Origin of the sequence: Amycolatopsis sp. DSM 110486, from assembly GCF_019468465.1 — a bacterium.
Lineage (GTDB): Bacteria > Actinomycetota > Actinomycetes > Mycobacteriales > Pseudonocardiaceae > Amycolatopsis.
This window is the reverse complement of sequence record NZ_CP080519.1, coordinates 8,527,630-8,554,591: the sequence shown is the minus strand read 5'-3', so window position 1 is coordinate 8,554,591 and position 26,962 is coordinate 8,527,630. Positions and strand designations below refer to the sequence as shown.

Here is a 26,962-nt window from a genome sequence, read left to right as displayed (position 1 = left end):
ACTTCGGATATTCGGAGCCTGCCTGGTCCTAGGATTGCTGTCCGCGATCGTCACCTACCTGACCCGGAGCCCCAACCTCATTCCCACTTTCGTGCTGCTCGGTAGCTCCTGGTGCTGGCAACCGTCGTGGCGTGGGCACGCCGACGTGCGCGTCACGAGCGTGCACCAGGTAGGCGCCGCCCTCGAATGGAGCTCGGTGTTCCCCTGCAGGGTGATCGCGTCGACCCGAATGTCCTGAACGTCCGCGAGAATGTGCTCGGCACGGACTGCTATCCGCCACCCTGGACCTGGTCCGCTCGGCGCGTACACGGTTGACCGAGCTGGGCTCGACCGTGCTGCACGACGCAGCTTCTCAGGTCGCGCCCCGCCGAGTCGGTCGGCTCGCTCAAGGTGTCGCCGACGTCCCTCCGCAGCATCAGCGGCTACCCGGCGTCGACTGGCCGCGCAAGCGCCGACGGTCACTGTCGGCGCGTACGCAGTGCGCGGCCGCAACCAGCCGACCGTGTCCACCCCTGTCACCGGGGGTCAAGGTCCGCGCCTCTCGACACGTGCGTCAGCTGGTGTTCACCGTCGAGACGTTCCGGGCCACGTAGACGAGTACGGCGACCGGTTCGCAACCCTGGGTGACTCCGAACCACGCTCCGGTCGACGTCGCCGGAACTCGGCGGTTGGGCCGGGATCCCCAGGGAACCCGGCGGGTGCCGATGAGCGAGGTGAACCGGATGAACGCACCACACCAGGTGGTCGTCGGGGTGCTGGCTGACGAGGGGCCGCCGGAGCAGGTGATCACGACGATCGCCGACGATCTGCCCGGGGTTTTCGCCGCGAGGGTGAGCGGGCGGACGCGGTGGCGAGTGGAGCATCGGGTGGAGCAGTTGCCGTTGGACGCAGACGGTGGCATTCCGATGCGCACGTTGTCGCAGCGGCAGCGGCAGGACCGGGGCTGGGACCTGGTGGTCCTGGTCACCGATTTGCTCCGGCGCGCGGGGACGAAACCTGTCGTCGCCGGTGTCGATGTCGAGCACGCTGTCGCGATGATCTCGTTTCCCGCGCTCGGTGCGGTGATGGTGCGTCACCGGGCACGGGCGTTGCTGATCCGCGTGGTGCGGCAGCTGGTGTCGCGGCGGCTCGGGATCGACGGGGACCGCGCCAGACGGGGGGCGGTGGCACGGGCGCGTGAGGCGCTGGCCCCGACGCAGCGGGTGTCGGGCGGACACCGGTCCGCCGAGACCCATCTCGCTCTGGTCGGGTTGCGTGGTCAAGTGCGGCTGCTGGCCGGGATGGTGCGGGACAACCGTCCGTGGCGGCTCGTCCCGCATCTGGCGGGCGCCACCGCGGCGGCCGGGACCGCCGCCTACGGCATCATCACCAGTTCGTTCTGGAAGCTCGCGGACGCGCTGTCCCCGCTGCGGCTCACAGCGATCACGGTGGTCACCGTCCTGGTCATGACGGTGTGGTTGGTGGTGTACAACCACATGTGGGACCGGCCTTCCGAGGCTGCCGAGCGACGGAAGGCCGTGATGTACAACGTTTCCACGGCGACCACGCTGGCGGTCGGGGTGGCGTGCATGTACGCGATCCTGTTCGTGCTCGCGCTGCTCGCGGCGGCCGTCCTGCTCGACAGCGGCTATCTCGCGCAGACCTTGGGGCACCCGGACGGTGTGGGTTCGTACTTGAACCTGGTGTGGCTGTGCAGTTCGGTCGGGATCGTCGCCGGTGCGCTCGGGTCCAGTCCGGAGGACAAGGAGACCGTCCGCAGCGCGACCTACAGCCCCGTGAGCGGGAACGCCAAGGACGAAACCGGCGCCGGCGGGAGGAGCGGACGTCCGTGGACACGAAATGCCGCACGCAGACCTCGCCGAACGACGAGTGAGCGACGGCGGAGTTCGCAGCCCGCCCAGCCGTGCCGCGACGACCGCTCCGATTCCGGCGCGCCACCCACGCGGAGATGGGCGATGAGGTGGTCGTGAGCCGCGACGAGGTCGGAACGGCCGCAGCGTCACGTAGTCCACAGTGTGCTGCTGGGCCTGGCGCAACAGCGTCGCAACCTGTGGCACGCGGGTATCGATCACCGGGCGGGCGCTGGTGCTCGTGTCGGCGAGCGCGGTCATCATGACGAGGACCTCGGCCGTGCCCGGTGCGACGGCGAGAACTGCGGTCGGCACCTTAATCTCGGTGGCCAGCGCGCGTAGCACGTCATCATCTGCTCTGGCGCCCTCACTAGATGTGCTGTTCGGGCACGTTGGTGATGTGGCGACACGGTTGTGATGATCTTGATATGGGTGAGGACCTCGGGTTTCGGTGTGGATCACCACAAACCTGCACCGACTCCCGGACGTCCTGGTCCAGGTCGAATCGTTGTGCCGCGTTCGACGCCGCGTAGTCGAGCTCGTCGTCGTGCCAGAGGTGACCATCCACTGTGCACTCTCCTTCGCCGTCGGGGTTGTGTCGCCCCAGACATGGCCGAGGACTCAGGATCTGATGCAAGAGAACACGGTGACGATGCCGATTGTCGCCGCTACCATCGGTGGCGCGAGCGGAAGTCGTCCGGCCCGCCGCGAGAGCTTGCGGCGAGCAAGCCCGGCGAGTCCGACCAGCGCTGCCAGTAGGTATGCGGCCACGATCGTCGTGGCCAACGTCGACCATCTCCGCCAGATCGCCAGCATGCCGGGGCCGGGGCCGGGAGCGAGCTTGACGTCGCCAGGGCCGGGTTGTCCGGTCGCCAGGAAGGTCGCGAGCAGCAGACCGCTCCACACGGCTGCTCCGGCGAGCACGCGCTGGAGTCTTGACGGATCATCGGAGCATGTCAGCGCTACGAGCATGCTGACGGCCAGCGGCATGCTCAACCGGTTCGGGATCCGGTGCTCCACGGCATCGACCGTGGCGGCCGGAATACGTAGGACGATCAACAGGACCGCCGGCACGAAGAGCACGGGAGGCCACAAAGAGCAGGCACCGCCGCCGCACACTGTCACTGCCGTGAGCACGACTTCATGCCGGCGTTGCAGCGCGGTGTGCGCCGTGCTCCGCGCGACCAGCACTCCGATCGGCGTGAGCGCGGCGCCCGTGAGCGCTCCCAGTGTCGCTGTCCAAAAGTTGCCCACGGTGATGACACGCGTCGGTGCCTGCGGGTTTGATGCTCAGTCGTGGTCGAGGTGCTCGAGGTCTTCGATCACGTCGGCCGGAAGGGTTGTGGTCCACGTGTCGAAGTCCTGTAGCGCCTGCAGCTGAGCTCCGGCCGCCGACCTGATGACTGCGCGTTCCCCGGTCGAGAGCGTGAACTCGAGTTCTTGCCCGCGCTGCTCGGCGGAGACGACGCCGAGCGCCCTGCGTCGGCCCACCAGTGGGTCGAAGGTGGGCAGGCCACTCGCCCGACCAGTTTCGGCGAAGCCGATGGGCGGATCCAGAAAAGGGACGCCTCCTCGCGGCGAGCGTGCCGGGCCAGAGCCGTCCGTACGACTTCCGCGTCGCCGTTGTAGACCAACAATTCGGCCCCGGATACGGGGGTACCGTCGTCCTCCCCTGCCAACAGGTCCGTCAACGCCTTCTGTCTTCCTCCGCAGCGCGGTGTTACGAAAGTCCGCCGCAGAGTTCACAAACGGCGGGCCTCCCTGTAACCCACGATCGCCGCTCTGGAGCGATTGTGATCTCAGATCACAGCGGGCTCGAAGCTTTCGAGCACGGCGGAGAGGGGTCCGGATTGACGACCGGTGGACGGCGCGCAGTCGACCGAGCAGGTGGCCGGCTCGGCGACCAGATCGCGATGACGAGCGTCGCGGACGAGGTGTACGGGCGCATCCGCGAGGCCATCCTCGACGGCACCTATCCCCCTGGCACCCGGCTCTCACTGCGCACTCTGGCCGACGAGCTCGGAGTGTCCACTATGCCCGCGCGCGAGTCACTCAAGCGGCTGGGTGTGGAGGGACTGGTGGTCTTCGGGCGCCGCAGCGTGACGGTGGCGAACCTGAGCACCGATGAGGTCCGGCAGATCTTCGAGATCCGCCAGCGGCTGGAAGGTCTCGCGACCCAATGGGCCGCGGAGCAGGCCACGGAGGAGGACCTACGGGACCTGCGTGCCATCCTCGACGAGATGGCTGACGCCAACTTGGACCCGGTGGTCTGGCGTGGCTTGAACCGCCGGTTCCACGACCGGCTCTACAGCTGTTCGGACAGCCCGCATCTGCTCGACCTGATCCGGAACATCTGGGACCGGGTCACTCCGTCGATGGCGATCTACGCGACCGCGGTCGAGGACTTCGCCGAGGCCCACCGCCAGCACCAGCAGATCCTGCACCTGTTCGCCACCAAGGACCTCCCGGCCCTGCTCGCGATGACCGCCGAGCACCTCGAACACACCGCCACCACCGTCGTGACAGCCCTCGCCAGCGCCGCCGGCACAGCTCTCGAAGGGGACCAGGCCATGACCTACGACGAACTCACCATCGAATCGTTCCACGCCGCGCTCGCCGCGGGGGCCACGACCAGCGCGGACCTGACCCGGTGGTACCTCGGCCGCATCGAGGCGATCGACCAGTCGCAGGACGGCCCGCGACTGGGCTCGTACGTGACGCTGAACCCCCACGCCGTGGCCGAAGCCGCCGCACTCGACGAGCGCTACGCCGCCACGGGCGAGCTCACCGGCCCACTGCACGGAGTGCCGGTCGTGCTCAAGGACCAAGCCGAAACCGCCGGGATCGCGACTTCCTTCGGGTCCGGATTGTTCGCCGACTACGTGCCCGAACAGGACGCGACGGTGGTCGCGCGCCTGAGGGCGGCCGGGGCGGTGATCCTGGGCAAGTCGACGATGTGCGACTTCGCGGCAGGCTGGTTCTCCTTCTCCTCTCGCAGCGGCTTCACGAAGAACCCCTACGACTTCGACCGCGAACCCGGCGGGTCGAGCGCCGGCACCGCCGCCGCCGTCGCAGCGAACCTCGCGCTGGTCGGGATCGGCGAGGACACAGGCGGGTCCATCCGGCTGCCCTCGTCGTTCACGAACCTGTTCGGCCTGCGCGTGACTACCGGCCTGATTCCGCGCACCGGGTTCTCGCCGCTGGTCCACTTCCAGGACACTCCGGGGCCGTTGGCGCGCACCGTGCCCGATCTCGCCGCCACACTCGACGTCGTCGTCGGTTACGACCCTGCCGACGCCTACACCTCCCTCGCCGCGAGCAGCCCGGAAGTCGGCCGCTACCAAGAAGCTCTCGACGACGTGACACCTGGGACACTCGCCGGCTTCAGCATCGGCGTCCTCGCCGATGCCTTCGGCACACAGCCGGAATCCGGGGAGACCAACGAGGTCGTCGCGACCGCGGTCAAACACCTCGCGGGCCTGGGCGTTCGCGTGGTCCACGACGTCGAGCTCGGGGACGGCGAGCTGGATCTGGCCGGCTGGGTGGCGGCCACGTCGCTGTACACCACCGTCTCGAAACACGACATCGACGCGTTCCTCGCCGCCCGGCCGCACGCGCCGGTGCATTCGGTCGAACAGGTCCACGCCAGCGGCGTCTTCCACGAGCTCACCGACCTGTTGCCCGACATCGCGGCCGGCCCGGCCGACCCGGCCGATGACCCGGCGTACTACGCCCGGCGGCTGCGTCAGGAAGAGCTTCGCCGACGGCTGGTCGACTTGATGGCTCGCTCGGGGACCGATTTCCTGGTCTACCCCACCGTCCAAGTGCCCCCACCCACCCGCGAGGCACTCGCTGCGAAGCGCTGGACCGCACTGGATTTCCCGACCAACACGGTACTCGCCTCCCAATCGTCGCTGCCTGCCATGAGCATTCCCTGCGGGTTCACCCCCGCCGGTCTCCCGGTCGGGCTGGAAGTGCTGGGCAAACCACTGGCCGAGCGGGCCCTGCTCCGGTTCGCCCGCGCTTGGGAACTCGCGACCAGCCCGCGCCGGCCGTCGCCCCTGCTGACCTCGGCACCGGCCTGAGCACCGGTGGACACGACGATGACACGATTCCTGGACCTCAATTGCGACCTCGGCGAGAGCTACGGGGTGTACAGCTACGGTGCCGACGCCGAGATGATGCCGCTGATCACCTCAGCCAACATCGCTTGTGGTGCCCACGCCGGCGACCCGGCCACCATGCGCCGCAGCGTCCGGGCCGCGCTGGACCACGACGTCGCGATGGGGGCACATGTCGGGCTGCCCGACCGGTGGGGGTTCGGGCGGCGCGAGATCCCGACCAGCGCCGGAGAGCTCTACGACCTGTGCCTGGCCCAGCTCGGAGCGCTCGACGCGTTCGTGCGCGCGGCCGGCGCGCGGTTGCGGCACCTGAAGCTGCACGGGTCGCTGTACGTGATGGCCAACCGCGACCCCGACCTTGCCGCGTCGACGTGCCAGGCGGTGCTCGACTTCGACAGCTCCCTGGCCGTGTACGCGCTGCCGGGCTCGGCGCTGGCCAAGGCCACGGGTGCCGCGGGCCTGCGACTCGTGGGCGAGTACTTCGCCGACCGCCCCTACGCGGGCACCGAAGTGCAGATGTACCGCCGATCCACTGAGGACCCCGGCACCCCGGAGCAGGCGGCCGCCCGGACCCTGGCCGCGCTGACCGGTCCCGAGTTCAGCGCGCTCGGCGGGATCGGCACCGTCTGTGTGCACAGCGACACCGTCGACGCGCCGCGCTACCTGCGCGTCCTTCGGCAACACCTGGCGACGGCCGGCTTCTCGCCGCGCGCGCCCGAGCAGACCCCGGCAGAACACGACACCGGGCTGAGGGCTCCGGCACTGCCGGCGTCCTGATCCACCAGAACCGCCACTCGGCTCCGCGGCACAACGACGTTTCGCGCCCCTCATCGCCGCGTGCGTCCACCGGTCCCCACCAGGAGTGAGGCTTTGCCATGACAACCAACGCCCCCAGCGCGTCCGAACACCACCTCGAATCGGAGTTCGAGCACGAACCCGTCCCCCGCACTCACCGGCGCAGCCTCGCCTCGGTGTCCGCGGTCTGGTTCGGGTTCCCGATGGTTCTGACCAACGCCGTCTTCGGCGGCACCATCGTCTACGGACTGGGTTTCTGGAAGGGCATGCTGGCGATCGTCGTCGGCAACCTCGTGCTGCTCGCTTACGTCGGCTGCCTGTCCTACATCGCGGGCAACTCGGGCAAGAACTTCGCCCTCACCGCCGCCGAGACCTTCGGCCGGACCGGCGCCAAGATCGCCGCGGGATTCCTCGCCACAGTGGTGATCGGCTGGTTCGCGTTCCAAACCGGACTCACCGGCGCAACACTCAACACCTCGCTGGGGTGGAACGAAACGGCGATGATCCTCCTGGCCGGGGTGCTCTACATCGCCATCACGTTCATCGGCATCCGCGCGCTGACCGTCATCGGGATCATCGCCGCGCCGCTCTTCGTCATCCTCGCCATCGTCGCGCTCGTGTTCGCCGCGAAGGACGGACATCTGGGCGAGTTCGCCTCGTACTCGGGTAGCAGCAGCAACGCCACCGTGCTCAGCGTCGGCGCGGCCATCACGATCGTCATCGCCGGCTTCGCCGACTCCGGCACCATGACGGCCGACTTCACCCGCTGGTCCCGTACCGGCAAGGAAGCCGTCGCAGCCGCGTTCACGGCGTTCCCGGTCGCGAACTTCATCGCGTTGCTCGTGGGCGGCCTGATCGTCGCGGCAGGCGCCGCCGCCAACCCGGCCACCGACGGCGGCGACTTCCTGCCCATTCTCACCTCGCACGGCCCACTGCTTTCGACCCTCGCGGTGATCTTCGTCTTCGTGAACCTCGGCTCCGTGTGCACGCACTGCCTCTACAACGGCGCTGTCGGCTGGAGTCAGCTGACCGGCTCCAAGATGCGCCTGCTCACCGTCATCCTCGGTGTCATCGGACTGGTCGCCGCGCTGGCGGGCGTGTGGAGCTACTTCTCGACCTGGCTCAACCTGCTGGGGATCTTCGTCCCGCCCATCGGCGCGGTCCTCATCTGCGACCAGCTCATCGCCCGCCGCCACCGGAACCGGGTGATCCGGTCGGTGCGCGCTGAACCGTTCATCGCCTGGGCGCTGGGCTCCGCCGGTGCCTTCGCGGTTCACGAATACGTCCCCGCCTGGTGCGAGGCCGGCGCCGGCATCGTCGTCACCGCGATCGCCTACGCGGTCATCGAAGCCCTGGCCCCGTCGGCGGCCCCGAGCACCGAACGCGCACCGGCCACCGAACCCGGCGTCTGAACGTCCCGAAAGAAGCCCACATGACTCTCGTTCCCCCTTCACCCGCGCACGCCACCGGCCGGAACGGAACCGAACTCACCGGGCTCCCGGCCACGGCCCTCGCCCGGCTGATCCGAGACCGCGAAGTGTCCGCGGCCGAAGTGACCGCAGCCGCCCTCGATCGGGTGCAGGCCCTCGACGACGACCTGCACGCGTTCGTCGAACTCACCGCGGCCGAGGCACGCACCCGGGCCGCCGAGATCGACGCCGCACTCGCTCGCGGCGACGAGGTCGGCGTGCTGGCCGGAGTGCCGGTGGCGGTCAAGGACCTGATCGCCACGCGAGGCATCACCACGCGATCGGGCTCACCCGCCTACGCCACCTTCGTCCCGGACGAGGACGACATCGTGGTCGAACGCCTGCGCGCGGCCGACGCCGTGATCCTCGGCAAGACGACCGTCCCCGAACTCGGCTTCAGCGCCGTCGCGCAGAACCCCGTGTCCCCCACCGCACGCAACCCGTGGGATCCCACCCGCACGCCCGGTGGCTCGTCGGCCGGATCCGGTGTCGCCGTCGCCACCGGCATGGCTCCGCTCGCGCTCGGCTCCGACGGCGGCGGTTCGGTCCGGATCCCGGCGTCGTTGTGCGGCATCTACGGGCTGAAAGCCTCCATGGGCCGCGTACCGCTCTACCCGGGATGCCGCGACGAGCGCTACCCCGGCATGTCCAGCTGGGAGACGCTGGAACACATCGGACCGATGACCCGCACCGTCGACGACGCCGCTTTGCTGATGTCGGTCATCGCCGGTCCGGATCCCCGCGACCGGCACTCGATCCCGACCGCGGACGTCGACTGGCTCGCGACCACGGTGAACCCGGACCTCACGGGTCTGCGCGTCGCCTACGCGCCCGACTTCGGCTACCTCCCCGTCGACCCCGAAGTCCGGCGCGTGGTCGACGCCGCTGCCCGGGTTTTCGCCGACCGGCTCGGGTGCGCGGTGGAAGAAGTCGATCCCGGCTTCACCGACCCGCAGGCGCACTTCTGGGCGATGGTGCTCAACGACACCGACCTCGACGGAATGCGCGCCATGGTCGCCGAACACGGTGCGCGGATGTCCCCGCACCTGGTCGAGCTCGTGGTGCGGCCCTGGACCGCGGAAGACTTCGCCCGCGCCCAGACGGCCCGCAAGCGGCTGGTCAACCAGATGTGGCGGTTCATGAGCGACTACGACCTCCTGCTGACTCCCACCCTCGCGGTGCCGGCGTTCCCCATCGGGTTCCAAGGGCCCGACCTGATCGACGGCCGGCTGACCAGCCCCGGGTCCTGGCTGGGATTCCTCAACCCGTTCAACATGACCGGGCAGCCGGCGGCTTCCATCCCGGCCGGATTCACCGAGCACGGCCTCCCGGTCGGGCTGCAGATCGTCGGCCGTCACCTGGCCGACACGAGCGTGCTCGCCGCCTCCGCCGCGTTCGAAGCCGCGGCACCGTGGGCGAGCTCGTGGCCGGCTTGCGTCGTGGCCACGTCGGAAACCGGGGAGGCGTGATGACCGGCCTGGACGGACTCAACCCTTCCCCGGGTGCCCTGGTTCTCGGCCTGGTCCAGGCGCGGGTGCCGGTCATCAGCGAACCCGCCGACCTGACCGCGACGGCGGAACGCTTGGCCGCGCAACTGCGGAAAGCCAAGAAGGCCATGCCGTCGCTGGATCTGCTCGTTTTCCCCGAGTACAGCCTCAACGGGCTCGACCCCGGCACCTGGCTGGACGATCGCCTGCTGTGTGATCTCGACGGCCCTGAGATCACACAGCAGGCCAAGGCCTGCGCCGAAGCCGGCGTGTGGGGCTGTTTCTCGCTGATGGAGCGAAACCCCGGCGGTGCCCCATGGAACAGCGGGATCATTGTCGACGCCTCCGGGGAGATCAAGCTCTACTACCGCAAGATGCACCCCTGGGTGCCCGCCGAACCCTGGCAGCCCGGCGATCTCGGCGTCCCCGTGTGCGACGGACCGGCAGGTTCGCGGCTGGCCCTGATCATCTGCCACGACGGGATGCTGCCCGAAATGGCCGCCCGCGAGGCCGCCTACCGATGATCGACGGGCGAGTGGGATCATCTTGAATGTCCGACCCGAAGGTCGCCGCGATGCCGGATTCTCAGTGGCATTCGCCGATCGGTGGCGGATCCGCCAACTTTGCGAGACTGGTGGCTGAACCAGGCGACACGGCGTTCATCACGGTGGCGAGCTCCGTGGCCGCGCCGGCCGGCCGGGAGATGTACAGCTGGGCGTACAGCCAGCCGTCGGTCTCCAGGCCCTCCGGGTCCATACCCGCGCTCGAGAGCTTCTCCAGGATCTGGGTCTGCTCCTCCGCCGAGGCGAACCTCCGCTGCCGGAACACACCGTCGACGCCGACGCTCTGGTAGCCCAGCTCGGCCAGGCTTGCCGCGACCGGGTCGTAGGAGAACATCCGCAGCACAAAATGCGCCATCCACGGCCGCGACCCGTGCGCGACCCGGGCGATGGTCTTGTCCGTGACGTACCCGACGCAGCCGGTCGAGATCACGAGGTCGACCCCGGCCAGCAGGTCCTGTTGCTCCGGCGTCGGATCGTCCTGCTCAAGATCCGCATGGATCGCGGCGTCGATGAACCCGGCCGACTGCGCATAGGCCAGCGCCGGACCCGAGTTGTCGAGACCGATGAAACGGATGTGTTCGGTACCCGCATGCGAGCGGACCCAGCCACGGTCGGCCGCGAGCAATGCTTCGTGGTCGAGGGCGAGCACATCCGGGCCCGTGTAGTAGTCGTAGAGCTGGTCCATCGTCACGTCGCACCGTTGCAAGACCGCGTTGACACCATACGAGCAGCCGACGTCGAGCACGGTCGGTTCCGCGACGCCGCGTTCGGCACGGTATTCCTCGATCAGCTTGCTGAAGTAGGGCTTGGCCAGTTGTGGAATGAGGTAGCCGACCCGGCCCAGCGTGCCGTAGAAGGCACGCGGATCGGGCTCGGCGTAGATGTGGTCGAAGGAGATCTTGCCGGTCGAGTCGAGAGGCACCCCTGTCTCCTTACTAGTCGTACTGCCCTGAGAGGTTAGGAACGCAGCCACCGGTTGGTAGGCCCGCAAGTGCGGTGTGGCCGCGGTGGTGGTTGTAGGTGTGTAACCAGTGTGTCAGTGCGGCGCGGCTTTCGGCCTCGGACCGGTAGGGCAGCGTGTCGCACCAGAGGCGTGAGCGGTAGCAGGATCCGTTGTCGGTCAATACCCGCAGGACGGTGATCCAGGCACCGGCGAGAAACTCCTGCGCTCGGCCCCAGAACGCGGCGGCGTTTCCTGGGTCTCGTCGGGCAGGATCTCGGTGGGGGCCAGGCGGGAGTGGTCGTCAACGGCGTTGTGCAGACAGCCGTAACCGGTTGGCCCGGGCGCCGACCTTGCACGACACTAGTTGATCTGGAGCAAACCTGGAGCAGGACCGTGATTTCAACGACGACTCGGAGCAAGGCACGCGACGCGTCCGATCTCGTTGGGCGCCCACGACCCAACGCCTTCGGGAAGAGAGTTAGAACCCTCAAAATAAGCTTGTGGCCTGGCGCTCTACCGAGCGCCAGGCCACAAAGCAGGTTCCCAGGCCACGCGCTCGGAACCGGTCGCTGGTCACTGAGTGGCGATATCAGCATTGAACCGTACGCAGTTGCAGTGGGCTGGACCAGCCATGAGGACCAGACTGTTCGCATAGGACAACGTCCGGTCCTTTGTTTAAAAGCGACGATCTGATGGCGCGAATCATGTCTGAGACCAGCACAGGCGCTTGCGGGAGAACGCGCTGCGCATATGAGACCAGCTCGTACCCTTCAGGCAAAACATGCCAGCCTGCCGCTACCCGGCCCCAAGGGTTTCACCGGCCGGCTGCCCTGCGGCCGGCGGTCCGGAAGGCGACGGTGGGTCGCCCGCCGGGGCCTGGACGTAGGTCGGCGAGACTGCGTCGGAGTTGAAGTAGGGGTTGGTGGTCTCGGAGACCCAGCCGTCGGTGTTGTAGATCGTGTCGGTGATGTCCCGGCCGTTGTCCGGCGTCTGGTTCTGGACCTCCCTCGATCGCAGCATCGCGTCGTAGAGAGTCTCCGAAAGCCGGTAGGTGCCGTTGAAGTTCAGCGTGTAGGTGTCCACAACGGACGGGGCGCTGTTCGAGATGGAGTAGGTGTACTTCAACGACGGCGCCGAGATTCCCGGCTTCAAGACCGAGGTGAGCCGCCCGAGCGCGTCGAACTGTTCCTTGGTCACGAACCCGCCGGCGTCCGTCGATGACGTGGACAGGTCCCGCACCGGGTCGTTCACCGTCGTGGCGGTGAACGACAACCGGCGCTTCACCTTGTACGCTTTCTCGCCCGCCTTCTCGAACTGCCTGAACAAGCCTTCCACCGTCTTGTGGTCCTTCTTCAACAGCACGATCGCGTTCGTGGACGGCGGCCCCGGCGCCGTCGCTCGGCGTCACGAGCCGGCAGGCAGCCGAGCGACGCTACCTGCGGCTGCGGCCCTCCTCCACCGGCGAGGCCACAGGCGAGGGCTGCGTCGACGCCCAGCGCGACCGCCGAGCCGGCGACCGCACGGTGTCGGAATGGGCGCGGCGCAACGCCGCGGTTCTGCGTCAGCTCGCCGCACACATCACCGGGGCCGAAGGCATGTCCGCCCCGGGCCGGCGAGTCGCTGCGGGTGTCGCGCGAGCCCTGGCCGCAAACGACGCGGCGGCACTGCTCGAACCGCTCGCCGCGACCCGGCGCCACCTCGTGGCCGACCACGTCGAGCTCGCCGGCCAGGTCGGTGACATCGGCGCGGAAAGCGGCCGCGTGCGCGACGAGGCGATCTCCGACCGCCGACGCCGGACGAACAGCTGGCCGACCCTCACAGTCGGATCTGGCGAACGGTGGCCGCAACCGAAGGAACGAGAAGCCGAGACTGCGGGGTTGAAAAACCGGGATGACGGGTAGCCGCCGACCGTGACCGACTCCACCATCGCCGTCCTCGACATCGACGGGACGCTCGTCGACTCCAACTACCAGCACGCGCTCGCCTGGTACCGGGCACTGCGGTCGGTGGGCGAGACCTACCCGGTGTGGCGGCTGCACCGGCTGATAGGCATGGGCGGGGACAAGCAGCCCACGGCTCTCGGAGGCGAGGACCTCGAGCACCGCGTGGGCGACCAGCTCCGAGAGCAGCAGGGCAAGGAGGCCGACGCCCTGCTCGAGGAGATGGCGCCGCTGCCCGGTGCCCACGGCCTGCTCGTGGCGATCAGGAAACGCGGGCACCGGCTGGTGCTGGCCAGCTCCGGTCAGCAGCGCCACGTGGACGTCTACCTGGACAAGCTGCACGCCCGCGACATCGCCGAAGACTGGACCGCCAGCGCCGACGTCGAGGCCTCCAAACCGGCGCCGGACCTGCTGCAGGTGGCGCTGAAAAGCTGGGCGCGCCGCCCGACGCGCCCAGCGTCATTGTGGGCGACTCGGTGTGGGACGTCGAGGCGGCGAAAACGCGGGGATGCCGGCGATCGTCGTGCGCCCCGGCGGCTTCGGGGACGACGAGCTGAGGGAAGCCGGCGCCGTCGCCATCTACGACACCCCTGGCGACCTCCTGGACGCACTCGACGACACCCACTCGCCTGACCCCGGCCGTCGCCCGGACCGTCGGCCGGATTCGCCGCACGGCCAAAGGCGTCCGCCCCGGGAGGCCGCGAAGGTAGCCAGGCGACACAGCACGCCGATCGGCGAGCCACCTCTGGCGATGACCTGGCTCGGATTGTCGCCGCAGCGCGCCGATTGGACCCGACCCCAGCCGGGTAGCCGCCCCTGCAACGCCGCATTGCGGGGAAGAAGGACTCGATGGAACCCGAGCTGCCCTTGGCCGACGAGCTCGCCGCCGTGTTCGCCCGACTGTCCGGCCTGCTGCTCACCGCCGAAACGGTGCAGTCGCTGCTGAAGCTGATCACCGCGACCGCGAGGGAGGTGTTCCCCTCGGCGCTCGGGTCGGCGGTGACAGCCGCCGGCGGCCAGGGCGCGCCGGTGACCTGGGCGGCCACCGGCGAAGAGGTCGAACGAGCGGACCGGCTGCAGTACGAGCTCCGGGCCGGGCCGTGTCTGACGGCGTGGCAGGAGAGTTCGGTGATCGACGTCGGCGACCTGCACGACGACGACCGCTGGCCGGAGTGGGCGGCGTCGGCCGCGCGACTCGGCCTGCGATCCGTGCTGAGCGCTCCGATGGTCACGGGCTGCCGCAGCCTCGGCGCCGTGAAGGTGTACGCCGACCGGCCGCACGCGTTCGACGAGCGGGACCGGACGCTGCTCACGATGTTCGCGTCACAGGCCGCGGTGCTGGTGGCGAATGTGAGGTCTGCCGAAGCCGCCGCACGACTCAGCACCGAGCTGCGATCGGCGCTGCGTGCCCGGGACATCGTCAGCATGGCCAAGGGAGTCGTGATGGGCCGCGACCACGTCTCCGAGGAGATGGCGTTTCTCGTGCTGGCGGACGAGGCCTCGCGAGCCCGCAAACCGTTGCGGGAAAACGCCGAGGCAATGCTGCGCGCAACCGTTCGGCCACGCCGATGAGCGTGGCCGACGGCGCGCAGCGTCGCGAGATCGTCCTCGCCCGCCGGCACGCCGACCTGACGCCGGAACAGCTCTGGACGCGGTACTTCGCTCTCGGCGGCAGCCGCGACCTGGTGGAGGTCGAGGCGTACCTCGACGGTCTCGTCGGACTGCCACGACACCAATGCGACCTGCTGGCCCACGCGGTCAACGAGTGCCTCGACGAGATCGCCTGGACCCGCCGCGCCCCCTACAGCCGCGCGCTCCGCCCCCGCAGGCCGCACGACGACTCGCTGGCCGCCCTCGTGCACCTGCTCGAAGGCGCGGAGCTGGCGCCGCCCGAACGGCTCCCCCGCCTCATCGAGGCCGCGGGCAGGCTGATCGGGATCGGACTCAGCGCCTACCTCGCCGACTACGCCCAGCAGTTCCTGCACCCGGTATCCGCCGCCGCGGATCCCGGGCCACCGTTGCCGATCGACAGCACGCTGGCCGGGCGAGCCTTCCGCAGCCTCGAGATGCTGCCCGCGGATTCGGCCGGCCGGCCGTGCCTGTGGGTGCCGCTCGTCGACGGCGCCGAGCGGATCGGCGTCCTGCGAGCCGACGTGGCCGACGACGACACGCTCGAGGACCCTGGCCTGCGTGCTCAATGCCGGTGGACCGCCCTGCTCGTCGGGCACCTCGTCGTGCTGATGACGCAGTACGGCGACGGCCTCGACGCCGTGCGTCGCCGCAGGGACCGCACGATCCCCGGCGAGCTGATCTGGTCCCTGCTCCCGCCCCTGACCGCCGGTGTCGACGGTTTCGTCGTCACCGGCGTGCTCGAACCACGGCACGCCGTCGCCGGGGACGCCTTCGACTACTCGCTCTCGGACACCACCGCCGTGCTGTTCATCGTCGACGCCGTCGGGCACGACCTGCGCAGCGGCCACATCGCCGCCACCGCACTGGCCACCCACCGCAGCGCCCGCCGCGCCGGCTACGGGCTCTTCGAACAGGCCCGGCAGATCGACGAGACGATCGGCGCGGCGTTCGGCAACGCCTCCTTCGCCACGGCCGTGCTCGCCGAGATCGACCTCGCGACCGGGCGGATGCGATACATCAACGCCGGCCACCCTGAGCCCCTGCTGATGCGCGGCGGCAAAGTCGTGAAACAGCTGACCGACGGGAGGCGGGCCGCGCTGGGGCTGGGCTCCGGCGAGCTGGTGGTCGGTGAGGAACGACTGCAGCCCGACGACTGGCTGGTCCTCTACACCGACGGCATCACCGAGGCCCGCAACAGCGAAGGCGAGTTCTTCGGAGAGGCGCGACTGGCCGACTTCCTGCGCCGCGAGGCGTCAACCGGGTACCCGCCACCGGAGACCGTGCGGCGGCTGATCCAGGCCGTGCTCGCCCACCACGACGGCTCTTTGCAGGACGACGCCACCGTCCTGCTCGCGCGGTGGACCAACCCTCACGACATCGATCCGAAAAGGTGACGCTCCTGCCGGGCGAAGGGCGGACGCGGTTACGAGTTCAGCAACCGCACGGTGAGCGGCCGCGTGACCGGCTGCGCCGGCGTCCGCACGATCACGGTCTTCGTCGCCGGGTCCCAGGTCCACGTGTTCTCCGGGCTGCGGTGACCGTTGATGAGCATCGCCGACGGTGCCTTGGCGTCGGTGAACCGCACGGTCCAGGTGCGCTGCGTCGGCCGCCCGCGGTACGACCCGTGTGGGGCGTCGATTGCGAGTGTCGCCGAGTGGGCGTCCTCGGTGTAGGTCATGCCGGTGGTGGCGCCCTTCGCCGAGGCCGACTGCCCGTCGTCCTCGTAGAGGGTGAACGCGCCCCGGTGGCCGCCGGCCACGGTGACCGTCGCGGCCGTGAGCGGGTGGCCCTCATCGCCGGTGACGTCGCCGCTGCGGGTGACCATGATGCCGCCCGAGCGCAGGAACACCGGCATGGTGTCCCAGCCCGTGGTGATCTGCGCCGTGGTCCCGCCCCGATAGGTCTTGCCCGTGAAGTAGTCCGTCCAGTCGCTGCCGGGCGGGAACCACACGCTCGTGGTGGCGGTGGTACCCGGGCTCGTCGCGGGAGCCACCAGCACGTCCGGCCCGTAGTGGAGCCGCGCGAATTGGGCACCGGCCACGCTGCGGCGGCTGCCGATCACCGTGCCACCGGTGCGTCCGGGAACCCTCGCCTCCTACCTGGATCGGCTCGCCGCGTCACCTGGCGCGAACCGGGCCGAGGGCAGTCAGACTGCGCCGGCCCCGCGGCACGCAAGGCTTCACCAGTCACTGAGGGCTGCCTCCGACACCTACTCGCGACCCGACCGATCGAAGCAGTTGAACATCTCGCTTCGGAAGCAGTCGCCTCACCGCGCCTGTGCATATGAGTCTCTAAAACGATCGTCCGCGAGACACAGGCGGCTGATCAGCGTTTCCGCAGGTCCGATCTGTAATGCCTGCCGTGTCCGCGCCAATGTCGCGTTATCGGGGGTTTTGCATGGTCTGGTCCATGCGGCTCGGCTACGGACGGCGTCCACCAGCGATCCCCACTCCGAGGCGCGCCCCGGCACCACGCGGCGACCACGCGGCGACCGCGCTGAGGCGGGCCTTGCGCGTGTCCGCTGACGCCCCGGCCGTCTCCTGCATGGTCTCCCAGGTCCGCAGTGCCTCGCGGGTCATGTTGGTGAGAGGGCTTTGAGTTCGGTAAACCGGAGTCTCGGGTCGCAGATCATGTGGCAGCTCCGAGGCCTCAAGCCAGGCACATTCGTGATATCAGTGATGATCTGGTGAGAGGACTTCGGATGTTCCAACGTTTCCGCGCCGAGTACGCCCCGCTCCGGGACGCGGTTCCGGCTGGCTCGACGTGGCAGCACGAACGGCTCGTCGGCGTCGAGGGCTACCTCGACTTCGCTTCGGAGTTCGCCGGAGCGACCTTCGGAGGCGGACTGTACCGGGTCCACGACCACACGTCTGGCACGCAGGCGTTGACGCTGATCGCGGAGGCGTTCTCCGAGTATGCGACTCGCGTCTGCCCGTTCGGCTACGACTGGCTCGGGCGGCAGTTCGCCGTCGACTCCGGCCGCACCGTGGATGGGCAGCCGCAGGTCCTCCTACTCGAGCCGGGAACGGGCGAGGCTCTGGAGATCCCGCTGCCGTTCGCGGCATTCCACGACGAAGAACTTGTCGAGTACGCAGACGCCGCATTAGCGACAGGATTCTTCGACTCGTGGTCAGCCGTCACCAGCGACTCTGTGCCGCTGCGCCGCGACCAGTGCGTGGGCTACCGAGTCCCGATGTTCCTCGGCGGCCAGGACATGATCGAGAACCTTGAGGTCAGCGACCTGGAGGTCTACTGGTCGATCTGTGGCCAGCTGCGACGTGGCGCGCTGAGTCTGCCGCCGGGGACCGCGATCAACGAGGTCACGAACCGTTAGCCCAGCGTTGCGAGGGCTGCTCGGAGTGCCCGGCCAGCCCGTGTGGGAGCCCGACGTGGCTACAGAGGCACGTATTCGCGGATCTTGCCGCGGAGGTGGGGGCGGTGGTCGCCGAGCGCGATGCCCAGTGTCGGGAGACGCTTGGCGATCTGCAGCTCGGTGAGCGGCTTGGTGACCGGCACGTCGGCGTAGCCGCGGTCGTCGGTGTCCCACTTCGACAGGTCCGCCTCGACGCCGCGGATGCGGGCGACGACGCCGTCGACGACGTAGACGACCGCCTGCAGCCGCGGCCAGCGGGCCGGGGCGATCGGGAACCACTTACGGTCCTCCAGCTGCACCTTCTCGCCGGCGCCGGTCTCGCCATAGCGGCGGCTGGTGTCAGCGTCGATCTTGCGGGTACGGGTATTGCGGTAGACGACCAACGCGCAGTCGCCGCCGTCCTTGTAGGCGTGCAACTGCCGGTAGAGGGTGGTGCGCCCGACGCGGAAGATCTCGGCGATCTCGGCGACGGTGTGCTCCCCCGCGTCATACATCCGCTGCGCCTGATCCAGCTGCCGCTGCGTCAGCGCCGGGGGCCGGCCACCGACGCGGCCGCGGGCCCGGGCGGCGGCCAGACCGTCCATCGTGCCCTCGACGATCATCTCCCGGTCGTACTCGGGGTTCCCGGACATCTCGCGGAATATCCAACGGAATAGCCACTGACCAGCGCTGACGACACCCCGAGAGCTGATGTCGAGTGCCGCCCGAGATGATCTCGATCGTCGAGTTGGTGCACGGGTTGGCGGTGTCTGGTGGCGACGCAGTTCTTCTCCGCGAGCGAGATCGGTGAGCTGGAGTCCTGGCCGGCCGAGGTCGGCCGAGATGAACTGGTGCAGTTCTTCCAACTGGCTGTGGAGGACGTCGAGTCGATGCTGCCGTCCGAGGACGGCGATGGGCCTGCACTTGCGATGAATGGCGGAGGCGGAAACTAGCTGGCGGTCGGTGCCGCGCCTTGAACGATGTCTCCATTGAGTCCATCCGGGTAGAAGCCGCCGGAGGAGACCCCTTGCGGGTCAAGGTAAACGATGTTGAGGATCTCCGCGGCGCTCCTGCCGAATGCGCGACCGTACTCATCGGTGGGAACCAGGTTGGCCTCGTCCTTGGTGCCGAGATCCTGATCGTCATCGGCGGGGCCGCTGACCGCGTTGCGAACCGCGGAGATCTTGTGCAGGACATCGAACACCGAGTCATCCGCGAGCCCTTCAGCGAAGAGCGTGGCCCGCACGATCCCGGCGTGGTAGGCCTCGGTCGCCAGCAGGCCTGCTGCTGCATCCAGGTAAGTCTTGTTGGAGATGAACGGTGCCGCGCCTTTGAAGGCTGTGACTCCGACGTCTTCGAAGAGGAAGGCGGCGAAGAGGAAGTTGCGGTCGCCGGCATAGGCGTCGAAGATCTCGCCGGGCTTGATCAATCCGGCCGCAGTCGCGGCTGCGGTAAAGCTGTGGTCAAGGGAGATCTGCGGGCGCGCGACGGCCGCGTCGCCGAGTGCGTTGCGGAGGAACGCGACGTGGGCTCGTTCGTCCATGGCGATCTCGCGGGCGATGTTCTTGACCACAGCACTACGGAACTCGACCTGACGTCCACCGGAGACCTGACCGGGCTTCCCCGTCCCGCCCACCATGTCATCCGGCAGTCCCTGACCAGTTGCGCCACGAACGTAGAATTCGGCCTCTAGGTACTCCAGGTTGAGCGCAAAGTTCAGGATCGAAGCGTCGCTCGGTCCGTCTTGTTCTGTTGTGGCCGTCGGCGTGCCGGCCGCAGCTTGGGCGACCATGCCGGTGAGCTTGTCGCGATCTTCGGCTGTTTCGGCGCTGCGTTTGACGGCGTCGTCGATGAAGCGGTCCTCAGACATCCCAACTCCTGTGCTGCTCGATGGTGACGGTCAGCAGAGGCAGTGGCGCCTCCGCGGGGAAGCGCCCCGCGGCACCGGAGCCCCGCAGGCGAGGCACCGCCGGCGACGTGCGCTCATGCCTCCAGCGTCGCCCCGCCGGGGCGCAGCCACAACCCCGCCCACCAGCCCCGAATTTGCAGGTCACCGCTGCAACCCGCTCTCACATGAGGCGGCGGACGGGCCAGGGTGAGTTCGCTTCGAGGGCGCGGAGCAGGAACGGGTTCGGGGGCACGCCTTTGACCTGCTTCGCGAACACGTAGCCGCCGCGGGAGCCGCAGCCGCCGGCGCGGACGGGGCCCATGTTCTTCGGCTTGAACACGAGGAACTTGGCGTTGCGGGGTCGGATCGGGCCGCGGCCGACGTACACGCCGGTGCCACGAGCGAGGTGCACGGCTGGATACCGCAGCAGCGGGCCCGATGCTGGCCGACTGTCCCGAGAGTCAGGGACTTCTTGCCCTGACCCCGCTGCCTGCAGCCGCGCACACTCGACGGTGAACTCACTTTTCCGCCGACTACCGGGATCAACGATGACCGAGTTGCGCCCTTTGACCACGCGGGAATGCATCGACCTGCTGTCGACCCAGCCTGTGGGCAGGCTGGTGTTTACCGAGAACGCGTTGCCTGCCATCCGGCCGGTCAACTTCTCCGTGCACGAGGGAAACATCATCGTCCGGAGCAGCCGCACCGGGTCGGTTGCCAAGCTCCGCGACGAAGTGGTCGCGTTCGAGGTCGACAGCATCGACCTCGCCACCCGCACCGGATGGAGTGTTGTCGTGCTTGGCAAGGCGAATCCGATCACCGAAATCGACGAACTGGTGGCGCTGGCCGAGCCCCGCCACCGGCCATGGCCCGGTGGAGAACGTTCACACTTCGTGCGGATCCCGATAGAAGTCATCAACGGGCGAATGTTCCACGTGTCCGACGCCGGCGCCACTCAGCCCTGCGGACTCGGACGGCAGGAATAGATCTCTCGTCCGTGCCGGGAACCCTCAGTCCGGCTGGTGAGGAGTTCGCCCACCCGCTCATGCGGCACCCCGATTCGGAAGAGTGTGCAGAGCTGCGATCTCGTACTGGTCGATCGGCAGGCCCTCTCGTAGACCCGGGCAAGCAGGGTTCGAACGTCGCCAGGTATCAGGGTGCGCACGGCTTCACGGCGGAACCAGCGCCGGTACGTGACGACCGGACCGGTGCTCTCCTGTTTGATTTCGATCCGCGTGTCCGGGTCCGCGATCGCGCCGGGTACAGGCACCGTCGGCGGAGCGATCAGTTTGTGGTCGTCGGCAAAAGACTGCGTGCTGTAAACGCAAGGCAACCCGGCTGAGTAATTCGCTGCGACGACCACGCGCTTCACCTTCGCCGGGCGATGTGCGCGAGCGGCCAGGCCGCGAGCGTGTGCCCGGACAGGAGGGAGGCCACCCATGAACAACCACCAAACCGACCCCGCGCGTGAGGACGTGCACCGGGGGCTGCTGATCGCCGCGGTGTCGCTCATCGGAGCGAGTGCCGTGCTGGGGATGGCGGGACTGGCGGCGTTCGGGACCGCCGTCGTCGTTTCGGGGCGGCACTGGGCTCGCCGCGTCGAGCTCACGCCGGCCGAGCTGGCGAAGCTGAAATGGTCCCAGGCCAAATCAGCAGCGAGCGCCGGCAGCGGCGCCTGGCGCGAGCACCACCACCCTCACCACCACGGCCACTGAGCCCGGAGCCGTCACAACCAGCCCCGCCGCGTGGCTTCCATCGCGATTCGGCAACGAGTGCGGTGGTGCCCTGCCCGCTGACCGACCCGCCGGAAACACCGATCACGGGATAGACCCTATGCTGCAGAGGGTCCGAAGCAAAGTAAAGCAAAACCGGGCACCGGGCCGATAAACTTGCAGGTCAAGAAGTGTCGTCCCCGCGCGAGCGGGGGTGGTCCGTTCGAACGCTCGCTGTCCCAGCAGACGAAGTCGGTCGTCCCCGCGCGAGCGGGGGTGGTCCCTCGGCGCGGGTGATGTTCTTCGTACGGCCGGGGTCGTCCCCGCGCGAGCGGGGGTGGTCCCGGGTTCGACAACTGGAGCGTGTCTCAGGTGTCGTCGTCCCCGCGCGAGCGGGGGTGGTCCGCCGTCGCAGATGACCGAGATCGGGTGGTGCTTGTCGTCCCCGCGCGAGCGGGGGTGGTCCGGCGTCGAGGTTGGCGCCGAAGTTGGTGCCGGTGTCGTCCCCGCGCGAGCGGGGGTGGTCCGTGGCCATGTCCAACCTGGAGTTGCTGCTGAAAGTCGTCCCCGCGCGGGGGTGGTCCCAGCTCGAGTACCTGCTCGAGCAGGTGCTGCTGGGACCGGCCGATGCGCTTGAGCCGGGTCACCACGACCTCGTCGCCGGCGCGGAGCTTGTCCAGCATCAGATCCAGCTTCGGGCGCGAAGACAGCTTCCCGGAGACCTTCTCGATGAACTATCCAGGCGGTCGGGGCCACCTCGGGAAGCTCCTTGGTAAACCGCCTCTGACCTGCTGTTTTGTGTCTCATCCCGTCCGGTCGCGTCCGGACCGATCTTGACGTCTGACGGCCCCACGACGGCCCAGCCCTGATTCGCGCGCTCGCCCTCTCGGCCGCGCCCAGGCTCCCCGTCCTCCTCGTCCCCGCCTCCGTTAGCGCCGGCTCGACGGTGTCAAGGGTGGACGCGTGCGGCCATCGCGCAGCGACGCCGAAGGCGCCCTTGATGGCGGCGAGCCGGTGTTAAACGATCAATGATCGAGGAAGCGGACGGTCACGATCTCGTACCGGCCTGTAACGCGCTTCGTGGCTCGGCCGTATATGCCGGTATGCGCCTCTACGGATCTCTCGCCGTCGACGACGGCGCGCTGCCCAACGCTCCTTTCGGCGGGCCGCCCGCGGCCGGCGGCCGAAGCGGAGCGGCAGGCCGTCCGTGCCGCACTGGGCGAGCCCGCCGAACGCTCGGCGACTACGCGCCGCCGACGGCGGCGCCTTGATCCCATAGAGCCAAGTTCGGCAAAGGACCAAATAGCGCAACTGCGGTCCGACAGCTGATATGCGACGTTCGCCTGCCATCTGATGTCGTCATCTGGCCTAGGAAACTCGAGGTCTCAGCGGCCCAGGCAGATGCCTCGTGAACCGATGGGCTGCTGACAGATCACCGACGTGGTAGCGCTACCTGGACTTGATATTGGGCGCCGTAATGAACGCCGTTCCCGACGTTCAGGAACCCCCGCCGTGCTGCGAGCCGGAGGCTGGGCGAGACAAGCCCTCCGCGGCGCGGCCGCATTCCCGGTCGACCCGGCCGACGCCATCCAGACCATGCGCGTCATCGAAGCCGCCCGCCTGGCCGCCCAGGACCACCGAATCGTCCGCCTGGCCCCGGACGCCTGACCGGAGTCCACAACGGACACCATTTTTGTGACTATGACTTCACTGATAATTGAAACCAACCCCACGCCGTGCGGAGGTCACCTTTACGTGCAGTGACTGGACAACCAGCACGGGCGGCTACCCTGAGGCTCGTGCGCCAGGTCGGCGCCGGGGGTGGGTTGTGGAGGTCGGCATGAGCAAGAGCGGAAGACAGCCGGAGGCCGCTGATCCCGTGATCATGATCGCCGAGGCGCGGCGCGCGTTGTGGGTGATGGTCGGCTTCCTGGCCCTCATCTGGATCATCCAGATCTTCAACGCCATCGACAGTTACCAGCTCAGCCAGCACTACGGCATCCGCGCCCGCGACGTCACCTCGCTCCCGGACATCATCAGTGCCCCGTTCCTGCACTTCAGCTGGGCGCATATCGAGGGCAACTCCGGCCCGCTCTTCATCTTCGGCTTCCTGTCGGCCTATCGCGGCGTGCGGAAGTTCTTCTGGGTGACCACATTGATCGTCGTGGTCGCCGGACTCGGCGCCTGGCTGACCAACGAGCCGAACTCGGTCGCGGCGGGTGCCAGTGGCGTGGTGTTCGGTTACTTCGGGTACATCCTCGTGCGCGGGCTGTTCGACCGGCACCTCATCGACATTGTCCTGGGCCTGGTCATGGGCTTGTGCTTCGCCTACCAGTTCACGGTCCTGCTGCCGACCGACGGCATCGACTGGCAGGGCCACGCGTTCGGCTTCGCCGCCGGCTTGGCCGGTGGCTGGATCTTCCGGGATCGGCGCAAGCGGCAGGTCAAGGCCGCGGCTCCGACTCCTGTGATCGCCGCCGTGCCGGTGATCGAGCCGCCGACGACCACGATCGAGACCCCGGCCCCGGCCACCACCGAAATGCCCGCGCGGAGCAAGGCCCCCAAGGTTGATCCGGCCGACCGGCTGGCCCAGATCCGCAAGGAAATGGGCCAGTGACCGGCGCTACACGATGATCAGCTGATCGCGCGGCCCGGTTCGATGGCCGCGAGGTCGATGTCGGTGTCCGGCAGGTCGTCCGGGGTGTCAGGATGGGGACCGACCAGCCGGCAGGCTCCGTCCACCCACCAGGTCCGCGCCTCAGCCGAGGTGAACGGAATGCCCATCTCACACAGCCGCTTGGGCGAGATCAGGACGCGATCCAAGGCGGGAGGCGTTCGCCCGTGCGATGAGCGAGCAGAAACTCGTGGCGGCTCCAGAAGGGGTGCTCGCCGCCCAGCGCACCGACGTCGAACTCGATGTCATCGGTTCCGATGAGGCAGATCAGCCGCCGACCAAACAGCAGATGCCATCGGGCGATCGATGCCAAGAGTTCCAGCAGGGCCAACATAGAGGCCTCGTCCTTGCTCCGGACCTGGTCGAGACCCTTCAGGGTCAGGACCAAGAGCGGACGCTCCGCAGTGAGCAAGTAGTCCATCAAGCCGTCGTTGAAACCCGGCCAGCTGTCACGACCGTAGTCACTCGGCCAATCAGCGATCGCTGCAATCACCGCGTCGCGCAGGGCGTCCGCACCATCGCACGACGCCGCATCCACCTCGACGACCTCATACCCCAGCCCGGCAAGATCAGTCACGAGGCGAGACAACGCCCACACGTGTCGGAACAGATGCAGATGCCCGTTGTGAAGCAGCTGAAAATCTTCCGGATGCGTCCCCCGGACACCGTCGTCGAACACCACCACCGGGGCACCATAAGCCACCTCGCGACTGAAGTCACACGAGTTGCTGTCCCACGCTGCCAACCAGTCTGTCCGCCCCAACCTGAGCTACGCCCCGCACATCCCGCATGAGCTGAACCGCACGAAGCCTCGCAGATTGAGGGTGGGATGCATTCGACACGTTCAGACATGTCGCCCTGCCAGCACCGGGTACGGGCAGCCGCGAGGGCCTGATGGGCGGGCTGTTGCTCGGCGCGCACGACCCCGCCACGGGCGATTTGGTCTGTATCGGCGACGTTGGCGCCGGCTTCACCCACCAGGCCCTGCTCGACGCCCAGAAGAAGCTCGCCCCGCTGGCCCGGGAGACGAGCCCGTTCGCGAACGAGGTGCCGCGCGATCGCGCGCGCGGTGCGCGGTGGGTGGAACCGAGGCTGGTCGGCGAGGTCGTCTACCGGCAGTTCACCCCGCGCGAACACCGCCTGCGCCACACCGCCTGGCGCGGCTGGCGCCCGGACAAAACCCCGCCCGAGGTCAAAGTTCCTTTATTGCACCTGGCCGAGAGCCTGGACCTGCCCATTCCAACGGCGAATGGCACCGGAGCCGAAGCGTTGCCGGACACTTTGATCAACCACATCCGGGTCCGCGTCACCACTGCCCGACAGCAGGCGGTCCACGACATGTGTGTGACCGAGCTGGGCGAGCGCCAAGCAATCTTCAAGCCCGCGCCGAACAGCAGGACCATCGGCCTCTTCCTGCCGGACGTGTCTGACGCGTCCTACGCGCGCGTGCACCCGAGTCGCGGCGTGCTCCGCCTCACGGCCGAGTACGCCAACGGCGAGCACAGCCGGGAGATGACGAGCGACGCCACCGCCTACCGCGTCGCAGTGGACACCACCACAGCCGAAGGCGTTGCCGAGTTCCACCGCCTAGCGCCGTCGCGGCCGAGAAGATCCGCGAGGAATTTGGTCGTTGACGACGAGCAGCACGTTCGGCGGCGGCACGAAGGACGCCGGCTGCCAGGTCGCGAGACTTTCGAATCGCTGGGCGCCGCACAGGGCTTGAGCCGCCAGGGAATGCGCCAGCGCTACCAACGCCTCGGCGGCAAGCGAAGGTGGTCCGACGGACACAACACCTGAGGTTGCGAGCCGATCCTCGACGCAACACGCTGCCCATCAGCACGCCGCAGAAGCGAGTGCCCGCCCAGCCCGAGGGGACTTCGACTTCGTCAGCGGGTTCGCGGATCGGGGTCGGCCATGAGAACGACACGGTCCACGCGCGGATCGAACCCGAGGACCGCTTGCCCTGAGTCTCCTTCAGGGGTCAGCAGCACCGGCTTCCCGAGCGTCTGGCCGATCGCGCGTAGCAAGTCGCACAAGACGTTCACTCCGGTCTGGCCCTGCAACTCCCGTAGGTCGACGTCAAAGTCGATCTGATCAGGCGAGTAGGTCCGGAAGATCGCCAGCACGCCCGTGGCCGGCCAAACCCGCAGCTCCGCATCGACCGGATGACCCAACGCTTCGACCGCCTTGGGCAACGGCGTGACGACATCGTCCAGCCGGTACTCCCACGCCCACCCCCGTGACCGCACGAGGTCGAACACTGCTTGCCAGTCCTCGGCCGACGCGTCGGCTACCGAGACGTTGGGAAGCGCGCCCATCAGGTGGGGATCGAAGAGGCTTCTGACCTCGTCCCAGAGCAGATCCGGCATCACCTCATCCTGCCGGTCCCCTCGTGCAATCCGGTCCAGATCGCGCAAATGTTACGCACAGCGGACAAGTCTCCCAAATCGCCACTCCCGGTGATCACGAGTGGATCTCCGACAGCGGGAATTCCGGGAACGTCCGGCAGGATTCAGGCCATGCGTTTGTCTCGAAG

30 protein-coding genes, 2 pseudogenes and 1 CRISPR repeat array are annotated in these 26,962 nt (G+C 68.4%); of the genes and pseudogenes, 17 read left to right on the top strand and 15 right to left on the bottom strand.

What is annotated here, in order from left to right; translation table 11 throughout:
* The first annotated feature begins 722 nt into the window (after positions 1 to 722).
* Complete coding sequence (locus K1T34_RS41250) at positions 723 to 1,970, top strand: hypothetical protein (protein WP_255637938.1); 1,248 nt, start codon at positions 723 to 725, stop codon at positions 1,968 to 1,970.
* A 501-nt stretch (positions 1,971 to 2,471) separates the two neighbouring features.
* Here the strand turns inward: K1T34_RS41250 and K1T34_RS41245 are convergent.
* The gene (locus K1T34_RS41245; RefSeq protein ID WP_220240099.1) at positions 2,472 to 3,104 is read right to left on the bottom strand and encodes a prepilin peptidase; all 633 of its coding nucleotides are present in this window, start codon (positions 3,102 to 3,104) and stop codon (positions 2,472 to 2,474) included.
* A gap of 36 nt (positions 3,105 to 3,140) precedes the next feature.
* A complete protein-coding gene (locus tag K1T34_RS41240; RefSeq protein ID WP_220240098.1) occupies positions 3,141 to 3,341 on the bottom strand; it encodes a hypothetical protein in 201 nt (66 codons plus the stop codon).
* 422 nt (positions 3,342 to 3,763) lie between these two features.
* Between K1T34_RS41240 and K1T34_RS41235 the strand changes: the two genes are divergently transcribed.
* The 5 genes from K1T34_RS41235 (at position 3,764) to K1T34_RS41215 (ending at position 10,246) form a co-directional block, all read left to right on the top strand.
* Complete coding sequence (locus K1T34_RS41235; protein WP_220240097.1) at positions 3,764 to 5,935, top strand: amidase family protein; 2,172 nt, start codon at positions 3,764 to 3,766, stop codon at positions 5,933 to 5,935.
* Between the two features lie 18 nt (positions 5,936 to 5,953).
* Positions 5,954 to 6,748 (top strand): LamB/YcsF family protein, encoded by a 795-nt coding sequence (locus K1T34_RS41230; protein ID WP_220240096.1) that lies wholly within the window; start codon positions 5,954 to 5,956, stop codon positions 6,746 to 6,748.
* Between the two features lie 98 nt (positions 6,749 to 6,846).
* On the top strand, positions 6,847 to 8,178 hold the full coding sequence (locus K1T34_RS41225; RefSeq protein WP_220240095.1) for a cytosine permease: 1,332 nt from the start codon (positions 6,847 to 6,849) through the stop codon (positions 8,176 to 8,178).
* Between the two features lie 20 nt (positions 8,179 to 8,198).
* Complete coding sequence (locus K1T34_RS41220; protein ID WP_220240094.1) at positions 8,199 to 9,704, top strand: amidase; 1,506 nt, start codon at positions 8,199 to 8,201, stop codon at positions 9,702 to 9,704.
* Complete coding sequence (locus K1T34_RS41215; protein ID WP_220240093.1) at positions 9,704 to 10,246, top strand: nitrilase-related carbon-nitrogen hydrolase; 543 nt, start codon at positions 9,704 to 9,706, stop codon at positions 10,244 to 10,246. Before K1T34_RS41220 ends, K1T34_RS41215 begins: the two co-directional genes overlap by 1 nt.
* Positions 10,247 to 10,307: 61 nt before the next feature.
* Here K1T34_RS41215 and K1T34_RS41210 read toward each other — a convergent pair whose 3' ends face one another.
* The 3 genes and pseudogenes from K1T34_RS41210 to K1T34_RS53950 form a co-directional block, all read right to left on the bottom strand.
* Entirely contained in the window at positions 10,308 to 11,207 is a 900-nt protein-coding gene (locus K1T34_RS41210) for a class I SAM-dependent methyltransferase (RefSeq protein WP_255637937.1), read from the bottom strand.
* 13 nt (positions 11,208 to 11,220) lie between these two features.
* A pseudogene (locus K1T34_RS53955) lies at positions 11,221 to 11,558 on the bottom strand (DDE-type integrase/transposase/recombinase); the annotation flags it as partial.
* A 465-nt stretch (positions 11,559 to 12,023) separates the two neighbouring features.
* The gene (locus tag K1T34_RS53950; protein WP_255637936.1) at positions 12,024 to 12,590 is read right to left on the bottom strand and encodes a hypothetical protein; all 567 of its coding nucleotides are present in this window, start codon (positions 12,588 to 12,590) and stop codon (positions 12,024 to 12,026) included.
* Between the two features lie 161 nt (positions 12,591 to 12,751).
* Between K1T34_RS53950 and K1T34_RS41195 the strand changes: the two genes are divergently transcribed.
* From K1T34_RS41195 to K1T34_RS41180, 4 genes are all read left to right on the top strand, one after another.
* Positions 12,752 to 13,129 carry a hypothetical protein gene (locus K1T34_RS41195; RefSeq protein WP_220240092.1) on the top strand — a complete coding sequence of 126 codons (378 nt, stop codon included), beginning with the start codon at positions 12,752 to 12,754 and terminating at the stop codon, positions 13,127 to 13,129.
* 9 nt (positions 13,130 to 13,138) lie between these two features.
* Positions 13,139 to 13,801, top strand: a complete 663-nt coding sequence (locus tag K1T34_RS41190) for an HAD family hydrolase (RefSeq protein WP_255637935.1) — start codon at positions 13,139 to 13,141, stop codon at positions 13,799 to 13,801.
* Between the two features lie 216 nt (positions 13,802 to 14,017).
* Entirely contained in the window at positions 14,018 to 14,740 is a 723-nt protein-coding gene (locus tag K1T34_RS41185; protein WP_220240091.1) for a GAF and ANTAR domain-containing protein, read from the top strand.
* A complete protein-coding gene (locus K1T34_RS41180) occupies positions 14,737 to 16,194 on the top strand; it encodes a PP2C family protein-serine/threonine phosphatase (RefSeq protein ID WP_220240090.1) in 1,458 nt (485 codons plus the stop codon). The genes K1T34_RS41185 and K1T34_RS41180 overlap by 4 nt, the downstream gene beginning before the upstream one ends.
* Positions 16,195 to 16,223: 29 nt before the next feature.
* On the opposite strand, the gene K1T34_RS41175 is transcribed toward K1T34_RS41180, so the two are convergent.
* Both K1T34_RS41175 and K1T34_RS41170 read right to left on the bottom strand, forming a co-directional pair.
* Positions 16,224 to 16,862, bottom strand: coding sequence for a DUF5110 domain-containing protein (locus tag K1T34_RS41175; RefSeq protein ID WP_220240089.1), 639 nt, complete (start codon positions 16,860 to 16,862; stop codon positions 16,224 to 16,226).
* A gap of 358 nt (positions 16,863 to 17,220) precedes the next feature.
* Entirely contained in the window at positions 17,221 to 17,379 is a 159-nt protein-coding gene (locus K1T34_RS41170) for a hypothetical protein (RefSeq protein ID WP_220240088.1), read from the bottom strand.
* Between the two features lie 122 nt (positions 17,380 to 17,501).
* Between K1T34_RS41170 and K1T34_RS41165 the strand changes: the two genes are divergently transcribed.
* The gene (locus K1T34_RS41165; protein WP_220240087.1) at positions 17,502 to 18,134 is read left to right on the top strand and encodes a T6SS immunity protein Tdi1 domain-containing protein; all 633 of its coding nucleotides are present in this window, start codon (positions 17,502 to 17,504) and stop codon (positions 18,132 to 18,134) included.
* 59 nt (positions 18,135 to 18,193) lie between these two features.
* Here K1T34_RS41165 and K1T34_RS41160 read toward each other — a convergent pair whose 3' ends face one another.
* Positions 18,194 to 18,805 (bottom strand): helix-turn-helix domain-containing protein, encoded by a 612-nt coding sequence (locus K1T34_RS41160; RefSeq protein ID WP_220240086.1) that lies wholly within the window; start codon positions 18,803 to 18,805, stop codon positions 18,194 to 18,196.
* 120 nt (positions 18,806 to 18,925) lie between these two features.
* Between K1T34_RS41160 and K1T34_RS41155 the strand changes: the two genes are divergently transcribed.
* Positions 18,926 to 19,105, top strand: coding sequence for a hypothetical protein (locus K1T34_RS41155; protein ID WP_220240085.1), 180 nt, complete (start codon positions 18,926 to 18,928; stop codon positions 19,103 to 19,105).
* On the opposite strand, the gene K1T34_RS41150 is transcribed toward K1T34_RS41155, so the two are convergent.
* Together K1T34_RS41150 and K1T34_RS41145 are read right to left on the bottom strand one after the other, a co-directional pair.
* The gene (locus tag K1T34_RS41150; protein WP_220240084.1) at positions 19,102 to 20,022 is read right to left on the bottom strand and encodes a ferritin-like domain-containing protein; all 921 of its coding nucleotides are present in this window, start codon (positions 20,020 to 20,022) and stop codon (positions 19,102 to 19,104) included. The genes K1T34_RS41155 and K1T34_RS41150 overlap by 4 nt on opposite strands.
* Before the next feature lie 199 nt (positions 20,023 to 20,221).
* On the bottom strand, positions 20,222 to 20,452 hold the full coding sequence (locus tag K1T34_RS41145; RefSeq protein ID WP_220240083.1) for a hypothetical protein: 231 nt from the start codon (positions 20,450 to 20,452) through the stop codon (positions 20,222 to 20,224).
* A 136-nt stretch (positions 20,453 to 20,588) separates the two neighbouring features.
* Here K1T34_RS41145 and K1T34_RS41140 point away from each other — a divergent pair, with 136 nt between their 5' ends.
* Entirely contained in the window at positions 20,589 to 21,026 is a 438-nt protein-coding gene (locus K1T34_RS41140; protein ID WP_220240082.1) for a pyridoxamine 5'-phosphate oxidase family protein, read from the top strand.
* Here K1T34_RS41140 and K1T34_RS41135 read toward each other — a convergent pair.
* Positions 20,996 to 21,403, bottom strand: coding sequence for a hypothetical protein (locus K1T34_RS41135; protein WP_220240081.1), 408 nt, complete (start codon positions 21,401 to 21,403; stop codon positions 20,996 to 20,998). The two genes, K1T34_RS41140 and K1T34_RS41135, sit on opposite strands and share 31 nt — an antisense overlap.
* A 76-nt stretch (positions 21,404 to 21,479) precedes the next feature.
* Here K1T34_RS41135 and K1T34_RS41130 point away from each other — a divergent pair, with 76 nt between their 5' ends.
* Positions 21,480 to 21,755, top strand: coding sequence for a hypothetical protein (locus K1T34_RS41130; RefSeq protein ID WP_220240080.1), 276 nt, complete (start codon positions 21,480 to 21,482; stop codon positions 21,753 to 21,755).
* A gap of 190 nt (positions 21,756 to 21,945) precedes the next feature.
* Positions 21,946 to 22,336: a CRISPR direct-repeat array (repeat unit 28 nt; unit sequence GTCGTCCCCGCGCGAGCGGGGGTGGTCC).
* Between the two features lie 15 nt (positions 22,337 to 22,351).
* On the opposite strand, the pseudogene K1T34_RS54875 reads toward K1T34_RS41130, so the two are convergent.
* A pseudogene (locus K1T34_RS54875) lies at positions 22,352 to 22,483 on the bottom strand (recombinase family protein); the annotation flags it as partial.
* 781 nt (positions 22,484 to 23,264) lie between these two features.
* Here K1T34_RS54875 and K1T34_RS41120 point away from each other — a divergent pair.
* A complete protein-coding gene (locus K1T34_RS41120) occupies positions 23,265 to 23,420 on the top strand; it encodes a hypothetical protein (RefSeq protein ID WP_220240079.1) in 156 nt (51 codons plus the stop codon).
* A 172-nt stretch (positions 23,421 to 23,592) separates the two neighbouring features.
* Positions 23,593 to 24,369 (top strand): rhomboid family intramembrane serine protease, encoded by a 777-nt coding sequence (locus K1T34_RS41115; RefSeq protein ID WP_220240078.1) that lies wholly within the window; start codon positions 23,593 to 23,595, stop codon positions 24,367 to 24,369.
* A 17-nt stretch (positions 24,370 to 24,386) separates the two neighbouring features.
* Here K1T34_RS41115 and K1T34_RS53945 read toward each other — a convergent pair whose 3' ends face one another.
* Positions 24,387 to 24,575: an ATP-grasp domain-containing protein gene (locus tag K1T34_RS53945; RefSeq protein ID WP_255637934.1), complete on the bottom strand. Its 189-nt coding sequence runs from the start codon at positions 24,573 to 24,575 to the stop codon at positions 24,387 to 24,389.
* Positions 24,560 to 25,111, bottom strand: a complete 552-nt coding sequence (locus K1T34_RS41105) for a hypothetical protein (protein ID WP_220240077.1) — start codon at positions 25,109 to 25,111, stop codon at positions 24,560 to 24,562. The genes K1T34_RS53945 and K1T34_RS41105 overlap by 16 nt, the downstream gene beginning before the upstream one ends.
* Positions 25,112 to 25,332: 221 nt before the next feature.
* On the opposite strand from K1T34_RS41105, the gene K1T34_RS54870 reads away from it, so the two are divergent.
* Positions 25,333 to 26,223, top strand: a complete 891-nt coding sequence (locus tag K1T34_RS54870; RefSeq protein ID WP_370643503.1) for a hypothetical protein — start codon at positions 25,333 to 25,335, stop codon at positions 26,221 to 26,223.
* An 89-nt stretch (positions 26,224 to 26,312) separates the two neighbouring features.
* Here the strand turns inward: K1T34_RS54870 and K1T34_RS41095 are convergent, their stop codons facing one another.
* Positions 26,313 to 26,795 (bottom strand): hypothetical protein, encoded by a 483-nt coding sequence (locus K1T34_RS41095; RefSeq protein WP_220240075.1) that lies wholly within the window; start codon positions 26,793 to 26,795, stop codon positions 26,313 to 26,315.
* Positions 26,796 to 26,962: the final 167 nt, after the last annotated feature.

Excerpts from the sequence above, each read along its gene's own strand:
- K1T34_RS41250 (WP_255637938.1), top strand. The coding sequence starts at position 723 with ATGAACGCACCACACCAGGTGGTCGTCGGGGTGCTGGCTGACGAGGGG.
- K1T34_RS41235 (WP_220240097.1), top strand. The coding sequence starts at position 3,764 with ATGACGAGCGTCGCGGACGAGGTGTACGGGCGCATCCGCGAGGCCATC.
- K1T34_RS41230 (WP_220240096.1), top strand. The coding sequence starts at position 5,954 with ATGACACGATTCCTGGACCTCAATTGCGACCTCGGCGAGAGCTACGGG.
- K1T34_RS41225 (WP_220240095.1), top strand. The coding sequence starts at position 6,847 with ATGACAACCAACGCCCCCAGCGCGTCCGAACACCACCTCGAATCGGAG.
- K1T34_RS41220 (WP_220240094.1), top strand. The coding sequence starts at position 8,199 with ATGACTCTCGTTCCCCCTTCACCCGCGCACGCCACCGGCCGGAACGGA.
- K1T34_RS41215 (WP_220240093.1), top strand. The coding sequence starts at position 9,704 with ATGACCGGCCTGGACGGACTCAACCCTTCCCCGGGTGCCCTGGTTCTC.
- K1T34_RS41185 (WP_220240091.1), top strand. The coding sequence starts at position 14,018 with ATGGAACCCGAGCTGCCCTTGGCCGACGAGCTCGCCGCCGTGTTCGCC.
- K1T34_RS41180 (WP_220240090.1), top strand. The coding sequence starts at position 14,737 with ATGAGCGTGGCCGACGGCGCGCAGCGTCGCGAGATCGTCCTCGCCCGC.
- K1T34_RS41170 (WP_220240088.1), bottom strand. The coding sequence starts at position 17,379 with ATGACCCGCGAGGCACTGCGGACCTGGGAGACCATGCAGGAGACGGCC.
- K1T34_RS41165 (WP_220240087.1), top strand. The coding sequence starts at position 17,502 with ATGTTCCAACGTTTCCGCGCCGAGTACGCCCCGCTCCGGGACGCGGTT.
- K1T34_RS41160 (WP_220240086.1), bottom strand. The coding sequence starts at position 18,805 with ATGTCCGGGAACCCCGAGTACGACCGGGAGATGATCGTCGAGGGCACG.
- K1T34_RS41150 (WP_220240084.1), bottom strand. The coding sequence starts at position 20,022 with ATGTCTGAGGACCGCTTCATCGACGACGCCGTCAAACGCAGCGCCGAA.
- K1T34_RS41140 (WP_220240082.1), top strand. The coding sequence starts at position 20,589 with ATGACCGAGTTGCGCCCTTTGACCACGCGGGAATGCATCGACCTGCTG.
- K1T34_RS41130 (WP_220240080.1), top strand. The coding sequence starts at position 21,480 with ATGAACAACCACCAAACCGACCCCGCGCGTGAGGACGTGCACCGGGGG.
- K1T34_RS41115 (WP_220240078.1), top strand. The coding sequence starts at position 23,593 with ATGAGCAAGAGCGGAAGACAGCCGGAGGCCGCTGATCCCGTGATCATG.
- K1T34_RS41095 (WP_220240075.1), bottom strand. The coding sequence starts at position 26,795 with ATGCCGGATCTGCTCTGGGACGAGGTCAGAAGCCTCTTCGATCCCCAC.